Raw genomic sequence first — 17594 nt, 5'->3', positions numbered from 1 at the left:
TGTGGCGTTATCCGCAGGTGAAGACAAGATGCGAGAAGGCCAGCCATGGTCTCGTGTCCCGGACGCGCTGCAGCGCGCACAAGCGCGTTCACGCGCGTCTTCAACGCGCTATGCACTGCTGCGCAGAGCCGGGACCCATTCATTGCGTACGCCGAGAGATGGACCCCGGCTCAGCAGCGCACCACGACGCATTGGACGATGCTTCGCATCGCCAGGGGCGCGCTGCGCTGCGTCCGGGGCACGAGAGAGACTACCCCCGCTTCGCCCGGTCCTTCTCGTTCTGCGCCATGATGCTTTCGCGCGCGGCTTTCCAGTCGTCGTCGCTCCAATCGCGCAGCTGGTAGAAATTGCCGCCCATGGCGAGCGCCTGGGCGCCGTCCATCGCGATGGTCTCGCCGTTGATCCAGTCGCAGCCGCCGGAGATCAGGAACACCGCAAGGTTCTGCAACTCCTCCATGGTGCCGACGCGGCCCATTGGGTTCATCGCCTTGGTGCGCGCGCCGGCCTCGTCGCCCGGCTTGATGCGCTTGCTCATGCCCTCGGTCGGGATTTCGCCCGGCGCGATGGTGTTGAGGCGGATACCGTAGCGGCCCCATTCGGTCGCGAGCGACATCGTCATGGCGTGGATCGCCGATTTGCTCATCGCCGACGGCACGACGTAGGGCGAGCCGTTGCGCACCCAGGTCACGGTGATCGACACGACATTGCCGGGCTGCTTCAGGGCGATCCAGCGCTTGCCGACCGCATGGGTCACGTAGAACGTGCCGTGCATGACGATGTTGGCGACGGCATCGAAGCCGCGCGGCGAGAGTTCTTCGCTGCGCGAAATGAAATTGCCGGCGGCGTTGTTGATGAGATCGGTCAATGGTCCGTCGCGAAAGATGGTCTCGATCATCTCCTCGACCGCGAGCGCGTTGCGAATATCGACGCCGTGGCTGGTGACGCGGCCGCCATACTCGGCCATCAGCTCGGTCGCGGTCTCGTCGCAGACGATCTTGCGCCGGCCGCAGATATGCACCTCGGCGCCGAGCTGGAGAAAGCGCGCCGCCATCGATTTGCCGAGCCCGGTGCCGCCACCGGTCACGAGGATGCGCCGCCCAGCCAGAAGATTTTCCTTGAACATGGCTGTTCCTCTCGTACGGATTGTCAGTTAATTGGTCGATTGACTAAATCCGGCCGCCAGCTTTCTGTAAAGCGGCAACCGGTCAAGAACAGGGGAGAATTCGTCCATGGAAGAGCGCGTCTCGATCTCGATCTCGAAAGGCGTCGCCGACGTGCGGCTGGTGCGCGCCGACAAGATGAATGCGCTGGATCAGGCCATGTTCGAGGCCCTTGTCGCCGCAACCGAGCGGCTTTCGAAGGAAAAAGGCCTCCGCGCCGTCGTGCTGTCGGGCGAGGGCCGCGCCTTCTGCGCCGGGCTCGACATGGGGCGTTTTGCCGCCATGAAGGAGAAGGGCGGCAACGGAATTCCGGGTGGCGAAAATCGCGATCTCACCAAGCGCACGCATGGCCAGGCGAACTTTCCGCAGGCCGCGGTGTGGGGCTGGCGCCAGCTTCCGGTTCCGGTGATCGCGGCGGTGCATGGCGTTGCCTTTGGCGGCGGCTTCCAGCTCTCGCTCGGGGCCGACATGCGCTTTCTCAGCGCTGATGCGCGCATGTCGATCATGGAAATCAAATGGGGCCTCGTCCCCGACATGGCGGGCACGCCGATCCTGGCCTCGCTGGTGCGCGACGACATCCTGCGCGATCTCACTTATACGGGCCGCATCTTCTCCGCGCAGGAGGCGATGACCTACGGTCTCGCCACGCGCATCTGCGACGAGCCGCGCGCGGCAGCGCTCGAAGTCGCGCGCGAAATCGCCGGCAAGAGCCCCGATGCGATCCGCGCGGCGAAGCGGTTGCTGAACAATCTCTCGGTCGATCCGGGTCCGGCACTGCTCGCCGAATCCGTCGAGCAGCAGAAGCTGATCGGCAGTCCGAACCAGACCGAAGCGGTGCGGGCCAATCTGGAGAAGCGTGCGCCGAAGTTTGCGGATTAGTTCACTGTCGTTCCGGGGCGATGCGCAGCATCGAACCCGGAACTCGAGATTCCGGGTCTGGTCCTTCGGACCATCCCGGAATGACGAACACAAGAACAAAGAAAAACAAAAATGAGCGAAACGTCCCAATTCCTCGGCATCGTCTCCGGCGAGCGCCGTCGTGATCACGCCCAAGTCGCCAACCGCGCCGATCGCATCGCTTCGGGTCTTGCCAAGATCGGCGTCCGCCAGGGCGATTGCGTCTGCATGCTGATGCGCAACGACATTGCCTTCCTGGAGGCCGCCTACGCCGCGATGCGCCTCGGTGCCTATGGCGTACCGATCAACTGGCACTTCAAGCCGGAGGAGATCAACTACATCCTCGGCGACACCGGCACGTCCGTGCTGATCGGGCATGCCGACATGCTGCACGCCCTGCGCGATGCGATTCCCGAAGGCGTCACCGTGCTCAGCGTGCCGACGCCGCCGGAGATCCTGGCCAACTACAAGATCGATCCAGATCATCTCAGGACGCCCGAATTCGCGATCGATTTCGAACCCTGGCTCGCGCAATTCCAGCGCTATGAGGGCCCTGTCGTGCCGCAGCCGATGAACATGATCTACACGTCAGGGACGACAGGCCATCCCAAGGGCGTGCGGCGCAATGCGCCGACGCCGGATCAACAGGCCGCCGGCGAGCGCATGCGCGCGATGATCTATGGCCTCAAGCCCGGTGCCCGCGCGCTGCTGCCGGGGCCGCTCTATCATTCCGCGCCGAACTCGTTCGGCATCCGCGCGGGAAAACTCGGAGGCGCGCTGGTCTTGATGCCGCGCTTCGAGGCGGAAGAGTTTCTGCAGCTGATCGAGAAATACAAGATCGACACCATGTTCATGGTGCCGACCATGTTCATCCGCCTGATGAAACTGCCGGAAGAGACCCGCAAGAAGTACGACGTCTCTTCGCTGCGCCATGTCATCCACGCCGCCGCGCCGTGCCCGGCCGACGTCAAGCGCGCCATGATCGAGTGGTGGGGCCCGGTGATCTACGAATTCTATGGCTCGACGGAATCGGGCGCCGTCACCTTTGCGACGTCCGAGGACGCGCTCAAGAAGCCGGGCACCGTCGGCAAGGTTTCGCCCGGCGCCGAGCTGCGCTTTCTCGGTGAGGACGGCCGCGTGCTCGGCGTCGGCGAGATCGGCGAGATCTATTCCCGCATGGCCGAGCTTGCCGACTTCACCTACCACAACAAGCCCGGGAAGCGCTCCGAGATCGACCGCGACGGCTTCATCACCTCCGGCGACGTCGGCTATATCGACGCGGACGGCTACGTCTTCATCTGCGACCGCAAGCGCGACATGGTGATCTCAGGCGGCGTCAACATCTATCCGGCAGAAATCGAATCCGTGCTGCACGCCGTGCCCGGCGTGCACGATTGCGCCGTGTTCGGCATCCCAGATGCCGAGTTCGGCGAGGCCCTGATGGCGGTGGTCGAGCCGCAAGCGGGCGTTACGCTCGATGCCGGCGATATCCGGGCGCGGCTGAAGACCTCGCTAGCCGACTACAAAGTGCCCAAGCACATTGAGATCCGCAGCGGCCTGCCGCGAGAAGACTCCGGAAAAATCTTCAAGCGCCGCCTGCGCGATCCTTATTGGGAGCAGGCGGGCCGGAAGATCTGACAATTCGACGAGAACCAAGGGTGGGCAAAGCGAAGCGTGCCCATCAAATTCCCTTGCGGAGACAGATGGTGGGCCCGGCGCAAGCGCGCCTTTGCCCATCCTAACGAGACTATCGGGAACAGGTGGGCCGGAAGATCTGACGCACGCATGAGTGCCCCTCCGTCCTGCCTCGCCCTGAGTGCAAGAGGAGCCTCAACTATCTCAACAGGCTTTCGTCGATCTGATACACGTATGGGTAGAGTTACCTCGTCGGTTCGGCTATGCTGCCGCTCTCCGCTTCATCTGGTCCCGATTTTTCATGCCATCGTTTCGTCCCGGATTCTTCGAAGTCCCTCATGGGGCTGTCTATGCACTGCTGACCGTGACGGTCCTCGCGTCGGGGTTTTGCTTCATCCAGGCGGGCGGCCCGTCAGCACCGGCGGAATTACTGTATCGCTATGGCGGAATGTATTCGACTGCAATGGCGCGGCATGAGTATTGGCGGCTCATCGCCTACGGCTTCCTGCACGTCGATTTCGTTCATCTGACGATGAACATGCTGTGTCTTGTGCTTTGGGGAGGGCATCTCGAGCGGCGGATCGGGCCGGCCTACTTCCTCATGATTTATCTCTGCGCGATGGTGTTCGGCGCCATCATCGGCAATGGCATCCATTCCACCCCCTATTTGACGGTCGGAGCCTCCGGCGCCACGTCGGGCATTCTCGGCGCGCTGCTCTGCCTGTGGATCCTCGGCAAGCTCGACGTCAGCTTCGACTTCTTCGCGATCAACATTGGCTTGAACGTCGCGTTCGCGTTCAGCAACTCGCGTATCGACTGGGGCGTCCATCTCGGCGGCTTTGCGGCCGGATTGATCGCCTGCGCGGTGCTGGACCTGGTCGAGAAGGCGAATGCCTATGCGCTTCGTTGCAAGTTTCCCGAGGCGGTGAAGGTCAATCTGACCCTGCTGGCCTGCGTCGTTGCGCTGTGGGCCTGGGGCGGTCAGGCCATCGCCGCGGGAGATTTTGGATGGGGGCAGATGATCATCCTCGTGCTCGCATGTTGTGCCGTCGTGAAGATGGTTGATCTCGCACTCTCCATGAAGAAGGGTCTCGCGATGGTCGTGGCAGCCCTGGCCGGAGCGAACGCTGCCGCCGTCATGTCTTGCGGTTGGGCTCTGGCATTTTATTGCTCGCCGCCCTTGCCGACCGGATACATTCCGCTCGACCTTTTTCTTGTCATATTCTGCCCGAACCCACTTCTCATCTCGGGACTAGGCGCGATTGCCGTCGCCGCGCTGACGCTTTGGCTCTGCGCGAAGGAGATTTGGCGAGGGATCGAAGATGTTGGATTTGTCGGCACATCGCTGCGGGCCGAACGCAGCCGGCGTCATGGACTATGACCTCGGACGTCGTGCTATAGTGAGTGATCACTGACCCGCGGATGATCCCATGTCCCCCGTTTCCATCCTGCTCAACATTCTCTGGATTCTCATCGGCGGCGCCTGGATGGCGTTTGGCTGGCTGGTGGCCGCGGTCATCATGGCCGTCACCATCATCGGCCTGCCCTGGGCGCGGGCGGCGTTCAACATCGCCGTCTATACGCTGCTGCCGTTCGGCTCGCGGGCGGTCAGCCGCTACGAGGTCACCGGCGAGAGCGATATCGGCACCGGGCCGCTCGGGGTGATCGGCAACATCATCTGGTTCGTGCTGGCCGGCTGGTGGCTGGCGCTCGGCCACCTCGTGACCGCGCTCGTGCTCGCGATCACTATCATCGGCATTCCGTTCGCCTGGGCCCATCTGAAGCTCGCCGGCATCGCGCTCTGGCCGATCGGCAAGGTGATCGTGCCGGCTTAGACTCGCCGGACGGAGGCTTCAGCTTTGGGGGACACCTTTGTCAATTTTCACCCAGAGCGCACTCCCCAGCGTCGACCTGTGCCTGGCCGCGTAGGCCCACGCCGGCAAGCGTGACGGTGAAAGCAAAAGTGCGATCACGGCCTGCCCGATCCGCTGCGCTTTGCTTCGCGGCAGGCCGCGCACGAACTCACAGATGCTGCCCGGCTTCTCTGCCTTCCGCAAAAAGCTGTCCACGACGTCTTCTCGGAGGAACTTCAAGAGATTGAATGGTTCCCGCTCGCAAATGCTCAATCGCAGGCCATGTCGCCGACATACGGCAGCGAAGGCTTCCTTGGTCCAGCGGCCAATATGATTCGGTGGCATGTCTATGAGAGATCCATGCGACTCCATGTAGTACGTTCGGAGCTCGTTTGGCACAGCGATGAAGACGGAGCCTTGCGCCTTGAGAAGATATTTCAATCGAGCAAAGACTTCATCCACCCGGTCCATGTGCTCGAACACCTGAAACATGAAGATGAAGTCGAAAGCCTCTTTCATCGGGGCGAGGCCATCGTCTCGAAGATCAACCGAAAAAGTCTTGTAGCCTTTGGATCGCAATATCTGTTGCGCTGTTTCGTTGTAGTCGACCGCGTAAATGTGGGATGCAGGAAAGAATCTGTCCCGGACCTGATCAAGAAAATACCCGAACCCCGCTCCCACATCGATCGCCGTCTTTCCATCAGTGCTCATGCGACGCAGCTCTTCGATTGTCCTTGCATACTCCCATTTCATGGTCGGATAGGAGGGATGCGGCGCGGCCAGGTTATAGAACTCGGCGCCGCCCGCGACGAACGGATATGCAAAGCCGAATCCGCAACCCGCGCATTTGCGGATTTCGCACGTGTCGCGGCCCCAGAGCAGCGACAGGTGACGTGTCAACTTTCGAAAGCGATCCGGATACTGGCGCGGATTGATGAAGGATCGGGAGGCCTGATCTGCGGTCACTTCGAACAATTTGGCCGTCGACGCATTGCCGCATGCTGGACAAGTGCTCATCTCTTCTGACCTCACTCAGCCCTATCCTTCGAGCGTGGTTGAGTTCGAATGTCGTGTCATCATTCAAATGCAGGCTATCGAAGCACGCCTGGCGTTGCCCAACGGACAAATCACGCTACATAAAGGTCAAGAACCGGGCGCCAAATATTCTGATCGACCGAAGTTCGGACGCCTGCGCCGCGAGAGCGCGAAAGCATGGTTGTGTGAACGGGATCTCGTGCCCCCGGAGGCAGCGCAGCGCGCCGCCCCCTTCGCGGCGTGGTGCGCTGCAGAGCCGGGCCTACAGTGCGGCATTTTCTTTGTGGCTTCCTGGGTCCCCGGCTCGGCGCAGCAACGCTTGCGGCGTCGCTGCCCGTCCGGGACACGAGAGTCATTGCCTGGCGCCGCCCCAAGTTCATCTTGCACTGCGGCAAAAAACTTGCACACTTGACGGCGCCGGGGAGCCATAGGGAGCTCTGACTAAGGGGAGCGAGCCAATGTCCCTCCAAACCGTATCGTCCGACGCGCCTGATCATCGCCCGAATCGCCCTGAGGACGTTCAGGCGCTGGAAGCGGACGCGCGGCTGCGGGACGACATCCGCCTGCTCGGGCGCATCCTCGGCGATACCGTGCGCGACCAGGAGGGCGCGGACGTGTTCGACCTGGTCGAGCGCATCCGGCAGACCTCGATCCGGTTCCATCGCGACGAGGACCGGCTCGCCCGCCGCGAGCTCGAGCAGATCCTCGACAGCATGTCGATCTCCGAGACGGTGCGGATCGTTCGCGCCTTCAGCTATTTCTCCCATCTCGCCAACATCGCCGAGGACCAGAACAACATCCGCCAGATGCGTGCCGGCAAGGGCGGCGGCTCCGGTGTGCTGGCGGAGACGCTGGCCAAGGCCAAGGCCGCGGGCATCAACTCCGACACCTTGCGCAGCTTCTTTAGGACTGCGCTGGTCAGTCCAGTCCTGACCGCGCACCCGACCGAGGTCCGGCGCAAGAGCACCATGGACCGCGAGATGGAGGTGGCCGCGCTGCTCGACCGGCGCGAGCGTGTCGCGCTGACCGCGGAGGAGGCCGCCGCCAGCGACGAGCAGCTGCGCCGGGAGGTGCTGACGCTGTGGCAGACCAATCTGCTCCGCCGCACCAAGCTCACCGTGCTCGACGAGGTCGCCAATGGCCTGTCGTTCTACGATTACACCTTCCTGCGCGAGGTGCCACGGCTGGTCAACGTGCTGGAAGACCGGCTGGAGGAGGGCGGCGAGGCGGCTGCCGGTGAGCTCGCCTCGTTCCTGCGCATGGGCAGCTGGATCGGCGGCGACCGCGACGGCAATCCCTTCGTCACTGCCGATGTCATGCGTGGCACGCTGCGGCTGCAATCGAGCCGCGTGATGCAGTTTTACCTGAACGAGCTGCACGTGCTCGGCTCGGAACTGTCGATCGCGGCGCATCTCGCCGACGTCTCGGAGGAGCTGCGGACGCTGGCGGAGCGCTCGCCGGACACCTCGCCGCACCGGAGCGGCGAGCCTTACCGGCTCGCAGTCTCCGGCATCTATGCGCGCCTCACCGCGACCGCCGAAAAGCTCGAGGTCGAGATCACGCGCCGGCCGGTCGGCAAGGGAAAGCCTTATGAGAGCGTCAGGGAATTGCAGGCCGATCTCGACGTGCTGCACCGCTCGCTGATCTCCAACAACGCCCGCGTCATCGCCCGCGGCCGGCTGCGGCTGTTGCGGCGCGCGGTGGACTGCTTCGGCTTCCATCTGGCCCGGCTCGACATCCGCCAGAACTCGGCGGTGCACGAGCGCACCATCGCCGAGCTGATGGACGCCGCCAATCCCGGCATGTCCTATCTCGCGCTCGGCGAGGACGCGCGCATCTCGCTGCTCACCAACGAGTTGCGTTCGACCCGCGCGCTGGTCTCTCCCTTCGTCAAATACAGCGACGAGACCATGGGCGAGCTCAACGTCTTCCATGCCGCCGCCGAAGCGCATGCGAAGTTCGGCTCGGACGCGATCCCTCAATGCATCATCTCGATGTGCAAGGGCATGTCGGACATGCTCGAGGTCGCGGTGCTGCTCAAGGAAGTGGGCCTCGTCCATCCCTCCGGGCGCAGCGCTATCAACATCGTGCCCCTGTTCGAGACCATCGAGGATCTGCAGGCTTCCAGCGGCATCATGGACCGCATGCTGTCGCTGCACGATTATCGCCGCCTGGTCGACAGCCGCGCCAGCGTGCAGGAGGTCATGCTCGGCTATTCCGACTCGAACAAGGATGGCGGCTTCGTCACGTCGGGCTGGGAGCTATACAAGGCCGAGATCGGCCTCGTCGATGTGTTCGAACGGCATCACGTGCGGCTGCGCCTGTTCCACGGCCGCGGCGGCTCGGTCGGCCGCGGCGGCGGGCCGAGCTATGACGCCATCATTGCGCAGCCTGGCGGCGCGGTGAACGGCCAGATCCGCATCACCGAGCAGGGCGAGATCATCTCGTCGAAATATTCCAACGCCGAGGTCGGCCGCAACAATCTGGAGATCCTCGCTGCCGCCACGCTGGATGCGAGCCTGCTGCAGCCGCGCCAGAGCGCGCCGCGCCGCGAATATCTCGCCGCGATGGACGAATTGTCGAACCTCGCCTTCAAGGCCTATCGCGGCCTCGTCTACGAGACCGAGGGCTTCGTCGATTACTTCTGGGCCTCGACTGTGATCAACGAGATCGCGACGCTGAACATCGGCAGCCGCCCGGCCTCGCGCAAGAAGACCCGCGCGATCGAGGATCTTCGCGCCATTCCCTGGGTGTTCTCCTGGGCGCAATGCCGCCTGATGCTGCCGGGCTGGTACGGCTTCGGCAGCGCGGTCGAGCAGTGGATCGCGGCGCATCCGCAGCAGGGCATGCCGTTCCTGAAGGAGCTCTACAAGGAATGGCCGTTCTTCCGCATGCTCCTGTCGAACATGGACATGGTGCTGGCGAAAAGCTCTATCGCGATCGCCTCGCGCTATGCCGAGCTCGTGCCGGACGAAGCCTTGCGCGAAAAGATCTTCGGCCGCATCCGCCGCGAATGGCATTCCTGCATCGAGACGCTCCTGGACATCATGGGTCAGGACCGCCTGCTGCAAGGCAATCCGCTGCTGGAACGCTCGGTGCGCCACCGCTTCCCCTATCTCGACCCGCTCAACCACGTGCAGGTCGAGCTGCTCAAGGAGCATCGCGCGCACAACCCCGACGAGCAGGTGCTGCGCGGGATTCAGTTGACCATCAACGGCATCTCGGCGGGGTTGAGGAATACGGGCTAATCCCGATCGTCGTTCCGGGGCGCCCGCAGGGCGAACCCGGAACCTCGAGTTTCTCAGGTGCGCAATTGCGCACCATAGCTCGATGCTGCGCATCGCCCCGGAATGACGTTTTACCTCTCAGCAGAAATGCGCGCCCTGCGTCTCCACATAGACCGAGTACAGCGACTGGCTCGCGGTCATGAACAGGCGATTGCGCTTCTTGCCGCCGAAGCAGAGGTTGGCGCAGGTCTCCGGCAACAGGATCTGCCCGATCCGCGCGCCGTCGTTCGGTGCGAAGATCTGCACGCCGTCATAGCCAGGTCCGACCCAGCCCGCGCCGACCCAGATGTTGCCTTCGGTATCGACGCGCAATCCGTCCGGGAAGCCTGATTTACCCTCGAGCTTCATGTCGATCAGCTTCTTCGGGTTCGACAGTTTCGTCCCGTCGATGTCGTAGGACCACACCACGTTCTCCGCTTGCGGGTAATGCGTGATGCCGGTGTCGCAGACATAGAGCTTCTTGTAGTCGTGAGAGAACGCGATGCCGTTCGGCTTGAACGGCTCGTCGGCGACCTTCGCGACTTGCCCCGTCTGTGCATCCAGCCGGTAGACCGCTTCCTTCTGGTACGGCTGGAGCGAGCCGGTGTTGGCAAGCTTGCCCTCGTAGATGCTGATCGCGCCGTAGCCGGGATCGGTGAACCAGATCGCCTTGTCGTTGGGATGCACCACCATGTCGTTCGGGCCGTTGAGCGGCTTGCCGTTTGCCTGCTCGGCCAACGTCGTCACCGCGCCGTCGTGCTCATAGCGGACGAGGCGGGTCCGCTCGGCGGTGATCTGGCGTCCCTCGGTGTCGAACGAGTTGCCGTTGGCCTCGTTCGACGGCTTGTGGAACTGCTCGGAGATGTGGCCGTCATCGTCGAGATAGCGCAGCTGCCGGTTGGCGGGGATGTCGCTCCAGACGAGATATTGTCCCTGCGCATTCCACGCCGGTCCCTCCGCCCAGAGGCAGCCGGTATAGAGCCGCTTGATCGCGGTGTTGCCGACCTTGGCCTTGAAGCGCTTGGGATCGATGACGACGATGTCGGGGTCGGGATAGCGCTGCGGCTCGGCATTGGCGCCGAAATCGCGGGCGTCGGCCTTCGAGGCGAGCAGGGCGGATGCGGCGACGGTCGCCGCGCCCTTGAGGAGCGTGCGGCGGCCGAGACCGCCGGTTGCAGTGGTGACGTCGGAGTTGGTCAGTATTCTTGTCATGGTTTCCTCCCAAGGTTTGTTGGGAGGACACTATTCGCCCGCATTCAGGCATAAAACGGGGCGATCTCAGGACAAGGCAACCAGCGATCGCAGCGCAGGGATGCTAAAAATGCGGCTAGACGGAATCCTTACACGGGGTCCCAAGGGAAGATGTCGGCGGAACGGTCGAGCTTGTAGAACGAGCCCTTCAACGCCGGCATGCCGTGTTCCGCGATCGATTGCGGCGTCCAGCCTTCGCTCCGGTGCACCGAGCGCAGCGGGCGGTTCTGGCTGAACAGGAACAGCTCGTTCATGCGCGCGCCAAAAATCTGCCCGGTGACGTCCTTGGCGGCGTCGGAGAGCAGATAGGCGCAGATCGGCGCGATCTTCTCCGGTCCCATCTGCTTGATCTTCTCGACGCGCGCCTTCTCGGCCTCGGTCTCGGTCGGGATGGTGCCGATCATGCGCGTCCAGGCGAACGGCGATACGCAGTTGGAGCGGACGTTGAAGCGGCCCATGTCGAGCGCGATCGACTTCGACAGCCCGACGATGCCGAGCTTGGCGGCGGCGTAATTGGCTTGGCCGAAATTGCCGATCAGGCCCGAGGTCGAGGTGAAGTGCACGAAGGAGCCGCTCTCCTGCTCGCGGAAGATGCGCGCTGCGGCATGACTTACGTAGAACGAGCCCATCAGGTGAACCTTGATGACGGCCTCGAACGCTTCCACACTCATCTTGTGGAAGATCATGTCGCGCAAGATGCCGGCATTGTTGACGACGCCGTCGAGCTTGCCGAAGGCATCGGTCGCAGTCTTCACGATCTTGCTGGCGGGGATCGCTTCCGCGACCGACTCGAAATTTGCAACCGCCGTGCCACTGCGCTTCTTGATCTCCTCGACGACCTCCTCGGCGGGCGTTGCGCTGGAGCCTGCGCCGTCGGCGGCCCCGCCGGGATCGTTGACGACGACCTTGGCGCCTTCCGCCGCGCACAGCAGCGCGATCTCGCGCCCGATGCCGCGGCCTGCGCCGGTGACGATAATGACCTTGTCCTGCAGTGATTTGCTCATGTCGGTTCTCCTGTTGTGTCCGTCATTCCGAGATGGTGCGAGGCACCAGGCCCGGAATCTCGAGATTCCGGGTTCGCTGCGCGCGCCCCGGAATGACGGTTAGTTACCTCTCGTTCGTGAACACGATGGTGCCACTCGCCGCGAACATGCCGCCGACGCCATGGCACACCGAAATCTTCGCGTTGGCCACCTGCGCCGGCGCGATGCCGCGCATCTGGCGCACGCTCTCCTGGAGCGCGTACATGCCGTACATGCCCGAATGCATATAGGAGAGGCCGCCACCATTCGTGTTGAGCGGCAGCTTGCCTCCGGGCCGGGTATTGCCCTCCGCAATGAACTGACCCGTCTCCTCATACGGCATGAAGCCGAGATCACCGAGGCCGAACAGCGGCAGATGCGCGAACGCGTCGTAGATCATGAGGTGATCGACGTCCTTGTGCGAAATGCCGGCTTCCCTGAACGCCAGCGGCCCGGCCGTCTTGAACGCGCGCGAGGAGTTGAACGTTTCCATCTGGCTGACCATCGGCGTTTCCACGCTCTCGCCGGTGCCCATGATGTAGACCGGCTTCCTCGGAAAATCCTTCGCGCGGTCGGCCGAGGTCAGGATCAGCGCGCCGCCGCCGTCGGTGACAAGACAGCACTGAAGCAAGCGGAACGGATAGGCGATCATGCGCGAGTTGAGGACGTCAGTGACCGTGATCGGGTCCTTCATCATCGCCCGCGGGTTCTTCGCCGCCCATTCCCGCTGCACCACCGCGACCGAGGCGAGCTGCTCATGCGTGATGCCGTAGGTCTTCATGAAGCGCAGCACGGGGATCGGGAACATGCTGGGCGGGCCGTAGACGCCATAGGGCGCCTCGAACTGGCCGTTGAGGCTATCCGCCGCCGTGAAGCGCGGCTGCTTGCCGATCATCGACTTGCCGCTCTCCGCATGCGTGATCAGCACGGTCCTGCAGAGACCAGCCTCGATCGCCGCCGCCGCGTGGCGGACGTGCAGCATGAAGGAGCAGCCGCCGACCGAGGTGCCGTCCACCCAGGTCGGCTTGATGCCGAGATAATGGCAGACCTGCTGCGGCGTCTCGACCGCGGTGGCGAAGCCATCGATGTCGGACAGCTTCAGCCCGGCATCCGCAATGGCATTGAGCGCCGCATCTGCGTGGAGCTGGAGCTGCGAGGCGTTGGGGATGACTCCGAGCTCGGTGGTCTCGGCCGCGCCGACGACGGCAACCTGGTTCTTGCGCATGATCTAGCCCCTTGCCGGACGGAAGACGGGGAGGGTGATCTTGTCGTCGAGCTCCTGGAATGCGACCTCGAGCTTCATGTCGAGCTCCAGCGCCTCCGGCGTTTGCGGGCAGTCGATGATGTTGCTCATCATCCGCGGACCCTCGTCGAGCTCGACCACCGCGATGGCGTAAGGCGGCGTGAAGCCGGGCGCGGCGGGGCGGTGGTTGATCACGTAGCTGTAGAGGAAACCCTTGCCGCTCGCCTTGAAGATGCTGACCTTGCGCGAGGTGCAGGACGGGCAGAACGGACGCGGCGGGAAATAGACATGCGCGCAGGCGTCGCAGCGCTGCAGCCGCAGCTCGCCCGCCTTCGTGCCGTCCCAGAAATGCTGGGTCTCCGGCGTCGGTTTCGGTCGCGCGCGCTGCGGTTCGGTCATCTCGGAACGCCCTCCAATGGGCAGGCTTGACGCCCGCCTGTTTCGATCTTGATGCGACAATCGACCATGGCGCGTCAACGGTCCAGCAATGCGCATGCATGCCATCATGCGCACAATGCTTGTGTCGAACTGAGCCAGCGCTATAGATTGCGCGCGCCAATATTCCGTGAGACAGACATGCCCGATTTTCCGACACTGGCGAAGCTGGCCGAAGACCTCGAAAGCGGCCGCACCACCTCCCGCAAGCTGGTCGAGGCGTGCATCGCCAGGATCGCGGACCCCGCCGGGGAGGGCCAGCGCACCTTCATCCACGTCGACAAGGAGGCCGCGCTCGCAGCGGCGGATGCGATGGACGGGTTGCGCAAGGTCAAGGCGGCGCCATCGCGCTATGCCGGTATCCCGATCTCGATCAAGGATCTGTTCGACATCAAGGGGCAGACGACGCGCGCCGGCTCTCGCGCGCTCGACGATTCCGATCCGGCGGAGCACGATGCGGCGGCCGTTGCGCGGCTGCGCCACGCCGGCTTCGTCGTCATCGGGCGGACCAACATGACCGAGTTCGCCTATTCCGGCATCGGCATCAATCCGCACTACGGCACGCCGAAGGGGGCCTGGAACCGGGCCGAGGGCCATGTGCCCGGCGGCTCGTCCTCGGGCGCGGCGGTGTCCGTGCTCGACGGCATGGCGCATGGCGCGCTCGGCACCGACACCGGCGGCTCCTGCCGCATTCCGGCGGCCTATAACGGCATCGTCGGCTACAAGCCGACGCAGCGGCGCGTGCCGCTCGACGGCTCCGTGCCGCTGTCGTTCTCGCTCGACAGCATCGGACCGCTGGCGCGATCGGTCAGCTGCTGTGCCATTCTCGATTCCGTGCTCGCCAACGAGCCGATCGTTCCGCTCAAGCCGCGCCCGGTGAGGGGCATGCGGCTGGCGGTGCCCACCGCGATCGCGCTCGACGATCTCGATGCGGCCGTGGCCGCGACCTTCGAGCGCGCGCTGAAGACACTTTCTGATCATGGCGCCAGCATCGAGGGCATCGAGATGGCGGAATTCCACGACGTCGGCCCGATGAACGCCAAGGGCGGCTTTGCGGCCTCCGAAAGCTACGCTTGGCACCGCTATCTCATCACGGCCAAGGGCGACGTCTACGATCCCAGGGTCTTCGTGCGCATCATGCGCGGTGAGGCGCAGAGCGCGGCCGATTACATCGATCTCCTCAACGAGCGCCGCTCGCTGATCGCCCGCGTGAACGCGCGCATCGCGCCCTATGACGCCCTGGTGCTGCCGACCACCGCCAACACGCCGCCGAAGATTTCAGATTTGGCCGACGACAAGGCATTCACCACGCAGAACTTGCGTGCGCTGCGCAACTGCACCCTGATCAACATGATCGACGGCTGCGCCATCTCGCTGCCCGCGCATCGCGAGGGCGAGGTTCCGGTCGGCCTGATGCTGGCCGGCGCGGGCGGCTCGGACCGCCGTATCTTCGAGCTTGCTGCCGGCATGGAGGCCGTCATTCGTGTTTGATCTCACTTTCACCGTCGATGCCCAGGACACCACCACGCCGCTGACGCTGGCGATCGACCAGATGGTCATCGCCGGCTGGACCGGCCGCGATCCCGTCGCCCGCGACAAGCACATCGCCGAGCTGCAGGAGATGGGCATCGCTCCGCCGGCCTCGACGCCGATCTACTACCGCGCCTCGGCGCGGCGGCTGACGCAGGAAGACCGCATCGAATGCACTGGTGGCGATTCTAGCGGTGAGGTCGAGTTCGTGCTGATCGGCTGGCAGGGCCGCATCTTCGTCGGCTGCGGCTCCGACCACACCGACCGCAAGGTCGAGGCCTACAACGTCACGGTCTCCAAGCAGATGTGCGACAAGCCGGTCGCCTCCACGCTGTGGAAGCTCGAGGACGTCATCGGCCACTGGGACAAGATGATCCTGCGTTCCTACGCCACGATCAACGGCGAGCGCGTGCTCTACCAGGAGGGCACGCTGGATGCGATGCTGCCCGTCACTGATCTCATCGCGCGCGGCTTCCCGGGTGGCAAGCTCCCCGACGGCTGCGCCATGTTCGGCGGCACGTTCGCCGCCAAGGGCGGCATCCGTCCGGCTGACCGGTTCGACTTCGAGCTGGAGGATCCCGTGCTGAAGCGGACCATCAGGCACGGCTACGACGTGGTGACGCTGCCGGTGCTGGGCTAGGTCTACCCACCGTCATGCGAGCGCAGCGAAGCAATCCAGAGTCCTCCGCGGAACCAGTCTGGATTGCTTCGTCGCAAGGCTCCTCGCAATGACGGGGGAGAGAGTCATCGGAAATCGGGTGGCAGGGGTGAAAGCCGGGCTGCAAGGGTGATTGCCATGACAATGACCGCTCGAAAATCACCTCCGCCGTCCCTCGACCTCGCCGCCCACGTCGACGCCCTCGATTGGCCGCAGATCACGGCCGAGCTCGACAGCCAGGGCTGCGCCGTCCTGAAGGGCCTGCTCACGCCGGCCCAATGCCGCGCCATCGCTGCGCTGTACCCCGACGACACGCACTTCCGCAGCCGCATCGTCATGGGCCGCCACGGCTTTGGCCGCGGCGAGTACAAGTATTTCTCCTATCCGCTGCCGGACCTGATCGCGCAGTTGCGTCCGGCGCTCTATGCGCATCTGCAAGGCGTTGCCAACCGCTGGAACGAGGCAATGGGGATCGACATCCGCTACCCCCGGGCGCATGCGGCGTTCCTGAAGCGCTGTCACGAGGCCGGGCAGGCGCGGCCGACGCCACTGCTCCTCCAATACGAAGCGGGCGATTACAACTGCCTGCACCAGGACCTCTATGGCGAGCACGAGTTCCCGCTCCAGGTCGCGATCCTGCTCTCCGAGCCCGGCCGCGATTTCTCAGGCGGCGAGTTCGTGCTGACCGAGCAGCGGCCGCGCATGCAGTCGCGCGCCGAGGTGGTTCCATTGGCGCAAGGTGATGCGGTCGCCTTTGCCGTGCATCACCGCCCGGTGCAGGGGACACGCGGCACCTACCGCGTTAACATGCGCCATGGCGTCAGCCGGATTCGCTCAGGCCAGCGCCATACACTCGGTGTGATCTTCCACGATGCGAAATGAGTGCTGCGATTGACAGCTGATCTGTTCGACAGCGTTGCCGAGGCGCAGCCGTCGCGCGAGGAGATCGCCGACGGCGCCGTGCTGCTGCGCGGCTTCGTCCAGCCGATCGAACGCGAGCTGATCGACGCCGTGCGCGCCATCGTGGCGCAATCGCCGTTCCGGCGGATGGCCACGCCCGGCGGCCATCTGATGTCGGTGGCCATGACCAATTGCGGCGAGCGCGGATGGATCACCGATCACACCGGCTATCGCTATGATCCCATCGACCCGCGTACCGGCGCGCCATGGCCGGCGATGCCGCTCGTGCTCCGCGATCTCGCCCGCAACGCAGCCGAGCGGGGCGGCTTCCAAAACTTCGCGGCCGATGCCTGCCTCGTCAATCGTTACGAGCCCGGCACGCGGCTGTCGCTGCATCAGGACAAGGACGAGCTGGATTTTTCGGCGCCGATCGTCTCGGTCTCGCTGGGCCTGCCCGCGACGTTCCTGTTCGGCGGCCTCGCCCGCAGCGACAAGCCGCGCCGCTTCCGGCTCGTGCATGGCGATGTCGTGGTCTGGGGCGGGCCGAGCAGGCTCGCCTATCACGGCGTCGCGCCGCTCGCCGAGGGCGAGCACGCGCTGCTTGGGCGGAAGCGGATCAACTTGACGTTTCGCCGGACGCGGTAATCTTCCCTCTCCCCTTGTGGGAGAAGGTGCCTTCCCGAAGGGAAGGCGGATGAGGGGTCTCTAT

At 64.2% G+C, this 17594-nt stretch carries 15 protein-coding genes; 9 read left to right on the top strand and 6 right to left on the bottom strand.

From position 1 onward, the window contains the following. Nucleotides 1-250: 250 nt before the first annotated feature. A complete protein-coding gene (locus tag ACVWY3_RS18360; protein WP_456839723.1) occupies nt 251-1123 on the bottom strand; it encodes an SDR family oxidoreductase in 873 nt (290 codons plus the stop codon). Between the two features lie 106 nt (nt 1124-1229). Between ACVWY3_RS18360 and ACVWY3_RS18355 the strand changes: the two genes are divergently transcribed. The 4 genes from ACVWY3_RS18355 to ACVWY3_RS18340 all read left to right on the top strand — a co-directional run bounded on the left by ACVWY3_RS18355 (nt 1230) and on the right by ACVWY3_RS18340 (nt 5527). Beyond that, the gene (locus ACVWY3_RS18355; RefSeq protein ID WP_456839722.1) at nt 1230-2039 is read left to right on the top strand and encodes a crotonase/enoyl-CoA hydratase family protein; all 810 of its coding nucleotides are present in this window, start codon (nt 1230-1232) and stop codon (nt 2037-2039) included. 111 nt (nt 2040-2150) lie between these two features. Next, a complete protein-coding gene (locus tag ACVWY3_RS18350) occupies nt 2151-3695 on the top strand; it encodes an acyl-CoA synthetase (protein ID WP_456839721.1) in 1545 nt (514 codons plus the stop codon). Nucleotides 3696-3873: 178 nt separating this feature from the next. After that, on the top strand, nt 3874-5073 hold the full coding sequence (locus ACVWY3_RS18345; RefSeq protein WP_456839720.1) for a rhomboid family intramembrane serine protease: 1200 nt from the start codon (nt 3874-3876) through the stop codon (nt 5071-5073). A 49-nt stretch (nt 5074-5122) separates the two neighbouring features. Continuing rightward, on the top strand, nt 5123-5527 hold the full coding sequence (locus ACVWY3_RS18340; RefSeq protein WP_235539507.1) for a YccF domain-containing protein: 405 nt from the start codon (nt 5123-5125) through the stop codon (nt 5525-5527). An 18-nt stretch (nt 5528-5545) separates the two neighbouring features. On the opposite strand, the gene ACVWY3_RS18335 is transcribed toward ACVWY3_RS18340, so the two are convergent. Further along, complete coding sequence (locus tag ACVWY3_RS18335) at nt 5546-6577, bottom strand: class I SAM-dependent methyltransferase (protein WP_456839719.1); 1032 nt, start codon at nt 6575-6577, stop codon at nt 5546-5548. 461 nt (nt 6578-7038) lie between these two features. On the opposite strand from ACVWY3_RS18335, the gene ppc reads away from it, so the two are divergent. After that, nucleotides 7039-9828 (top strand): phosphoenolpyruvate carboxylase, encoded by a 2790-nt coding sequence (ppc, locus tag ACVWY3_RS18330; protein WP_456839718.1) that lies wholly within the window; start codon nt 7039-7041, stop codon nt 9826-9828. Nucleotides 9829-9945: 117 nt separating this feature from the next. On the opposite strand, the gene ACVWY3_RS18325 is transcribed toward ppc, so the two are convergent. The 4 genes from ACVWY3_RS18325 to ACVWY3_RS18310 all read right to left on the bottom strand — a co-directional run bounded on the left by ACVWY3_RS18325 (nt 9946) and on the right by ACVWY3_RS18310 (nt 13761). After that, nucleotides 9946-11058 carry an SMP-30/gluconolactonase/LRE family protein gene (locus ACVWY3_RS18325; RefSeq protein WP_456839717.1) on the bottom strand — a complete coding sequence of 371 codons (1113 nt, stop codon included), beginning with the start codon at nt 11056-11058 and terminating at the stop codon, nt 9946-9948. A 128-nt stretch (nt 11059-11186) separates the two neighbouring features. After that, on the bottom strand, nt 11187-12101 hold the full coding sequence (locus ACVWY3_RS18320; protein ID WP_456839716.1) for an SDR family oxidoreductase: 915 nt from the start codon (nt 12099-12101) through the stop codon (nt 11187-11189). Nucleotides 12102-12204: 103 nt separating this feature from the next. Next, entirely contained in the window at nt 12205-13344 is a 1140-nt protein-coding gene (locus ACVWY3_RS18315) for a thiolase C-terminal domain-containing protein (protein ID WP_456839715.1), read from the bottom strand. Between the two features lie 3 nt (nt 13345-13347). Beyond that, the gene (locus ACVWY3_RS18310; protein WP_456839714.1) at nt 13348-13761 is read right to left on the bottom strand and encodes a Zn-ribbon domain-containing OB-fold protein; all 414 of its coding nucleotides are present in this window, start codon (nt 13759-13761) and stop codon (nt 13348-13350) included. A gap of 177 nt (nt 13762-13938) precedes the next feature. Here ACVWY3_RS18310 and ACVWY3_RS18305 point away from each other — a divergent pair, with 177 nt between their 5' ends. From ACVWY3_RS18305 to alkB, 4 genes are all read left to right on the top strand, one after another. Continuing rightward, nucleotides 13939-15288 (top strand): amidase, encoded by a 1350-nt coding sequence (locus tag ACVWY3_RS18305; protein WP_456839713.1) that lies wholly within the window; start codon nt 13939-13941, stop codon nt 15286-15288. After that, nucleotides 15281-15967 (top strand): DUF2848 domain-containing protein, encoded by a 687-nt coding sequence (locus ACVWY3_RS18300; protein WP_456839712.1) that lies wholly within the window; start codon nt 15281-15283, stop codon nt 15965-15967. Before ACVWY3_RS18305 ends, ACVWY3_RS18300 begins: the two co-directional genes overlap by 8 nt. A 156-nt stretch (nt 15968-16123) precedes the next feature. Next, nucleotides 16124-16867, top strand: coding sequence for a 2OG-Fe(II) oxygenase (locus tag ACVWY3_RS18295; RefSeq protein WP_456839711.1), 744 nt, complete (start codon nt 16124-16126; stop codon nt 16865-16867). Between the two features lie 9 nt (nt 16868-16876). Beyond that, on the top strand, nt 16877-17530 hold the full coding sequence (gene alkB, locus ACVWY3_RS18290) for a DNA oxidative demethylase AlkB (protein ID WP_456839710.1): 654 nt from the start codon (nt 16877-16879) through the stop codon (nt 17528-17530). Nucleotides 17531-17594 lie beyond the last annotated feature (64 nt).

The sequence above is a fragment of the Bradyrhizobium sp. USDA 4486 genome, from assembly GCF_054057995.1.
The sequence above is the reverse complement of the archived record's forward strand: the minus strand, read 5'-3'. Positions and strand labels throughout refer to the sequence as shown.

What these genes read in the sequence shown, in the direction of transcription:
- ACVWY3_RS18360 (WP_456839723.1), bottom strand. Translation starts at nt 1,123, where the DNA reads ATGTTCAAGGAAAATCTTCTGGCTGGGCGGCGCATCCTCGTGACCGGT.
- ACVWY3_RS18340 (WP_235539507.1), top strand. Translation starts at nt 5,123, where the DNA reads ATGTCCCCCGTTTCCATCCTGCTCAACATTCTCTGGATTCTCATCGGC.
- ACVWY3_RS18355 (WP_456839722.1), top strand. Translation starts at nt 1,230, where the DNA reads ATGGAAGAGCGCGTCTCGATCTCGATCTCGAAAGGCGTCGCCGACGTG.
- ACVWY3_RS18350 (WP_456839721.1), top strand. Translation starts at nt 2,151, where the DNA reads ATGAGCGAAACGTCCCAATTCCTCGGCATCGTCTCCGGCGAGCGCCGT.
- ACVWY3_RS18305 (WP_456839713.1), top strand. Translation starts at nt 13,939, where the DNA reads ATGCCCGATTTTCCGACACTGGCGAAGCTGGCCGAAGACCTCGAAAGC.
- ACVWY3_RS18310 (WP_456839714.1), bottom strand. Translation starts at nt 13,761, where the DNA reads ATGACCGAACCGCAGCGCGCGCGACCGAAACCGACGCCGGAGACCCAG.
- ACVWY3_RS18315 (WP_456839715.1), bottom strand. Translation starts at nt 13,344, where the DNA reads ATGCGCAAGAACCAGGTTGCCGTCGTCGGCGCGGCCGAGACCACCGAG.
- ACVWY3_RS18295 (WP_456839711.1), top strand. Translation starts at nt 16,124, where the DNA reads ATGACAATGACCGCTCGAAAATCACCTCCGCCGTCCCTCGACCTCGCC.
- ACVWY3_RS18320 (WP_456839716.1), bottom strand. Translation starts at nt 12,101, where the DNA reads ATGAGCAAATCACTGCAGGACAAGGTCATTATCGTCACCGGCGCAGGC.
- ppc (WP_456839718.1), top strand. Translation starts at nt 7,039, where the DNA reads ATGTCCCTCCAAACCGTATCGTCCGACGCGCCTGATCATCGCCCGAAT.
- ACVWY3_RS18325 (WP_456839717.1), bottom strand. Translation starts at nt 11,058, where the DNA reads ATGACAAGAATACTGACCAACTCCGACGTCACCACTGCAACCGGCGGT.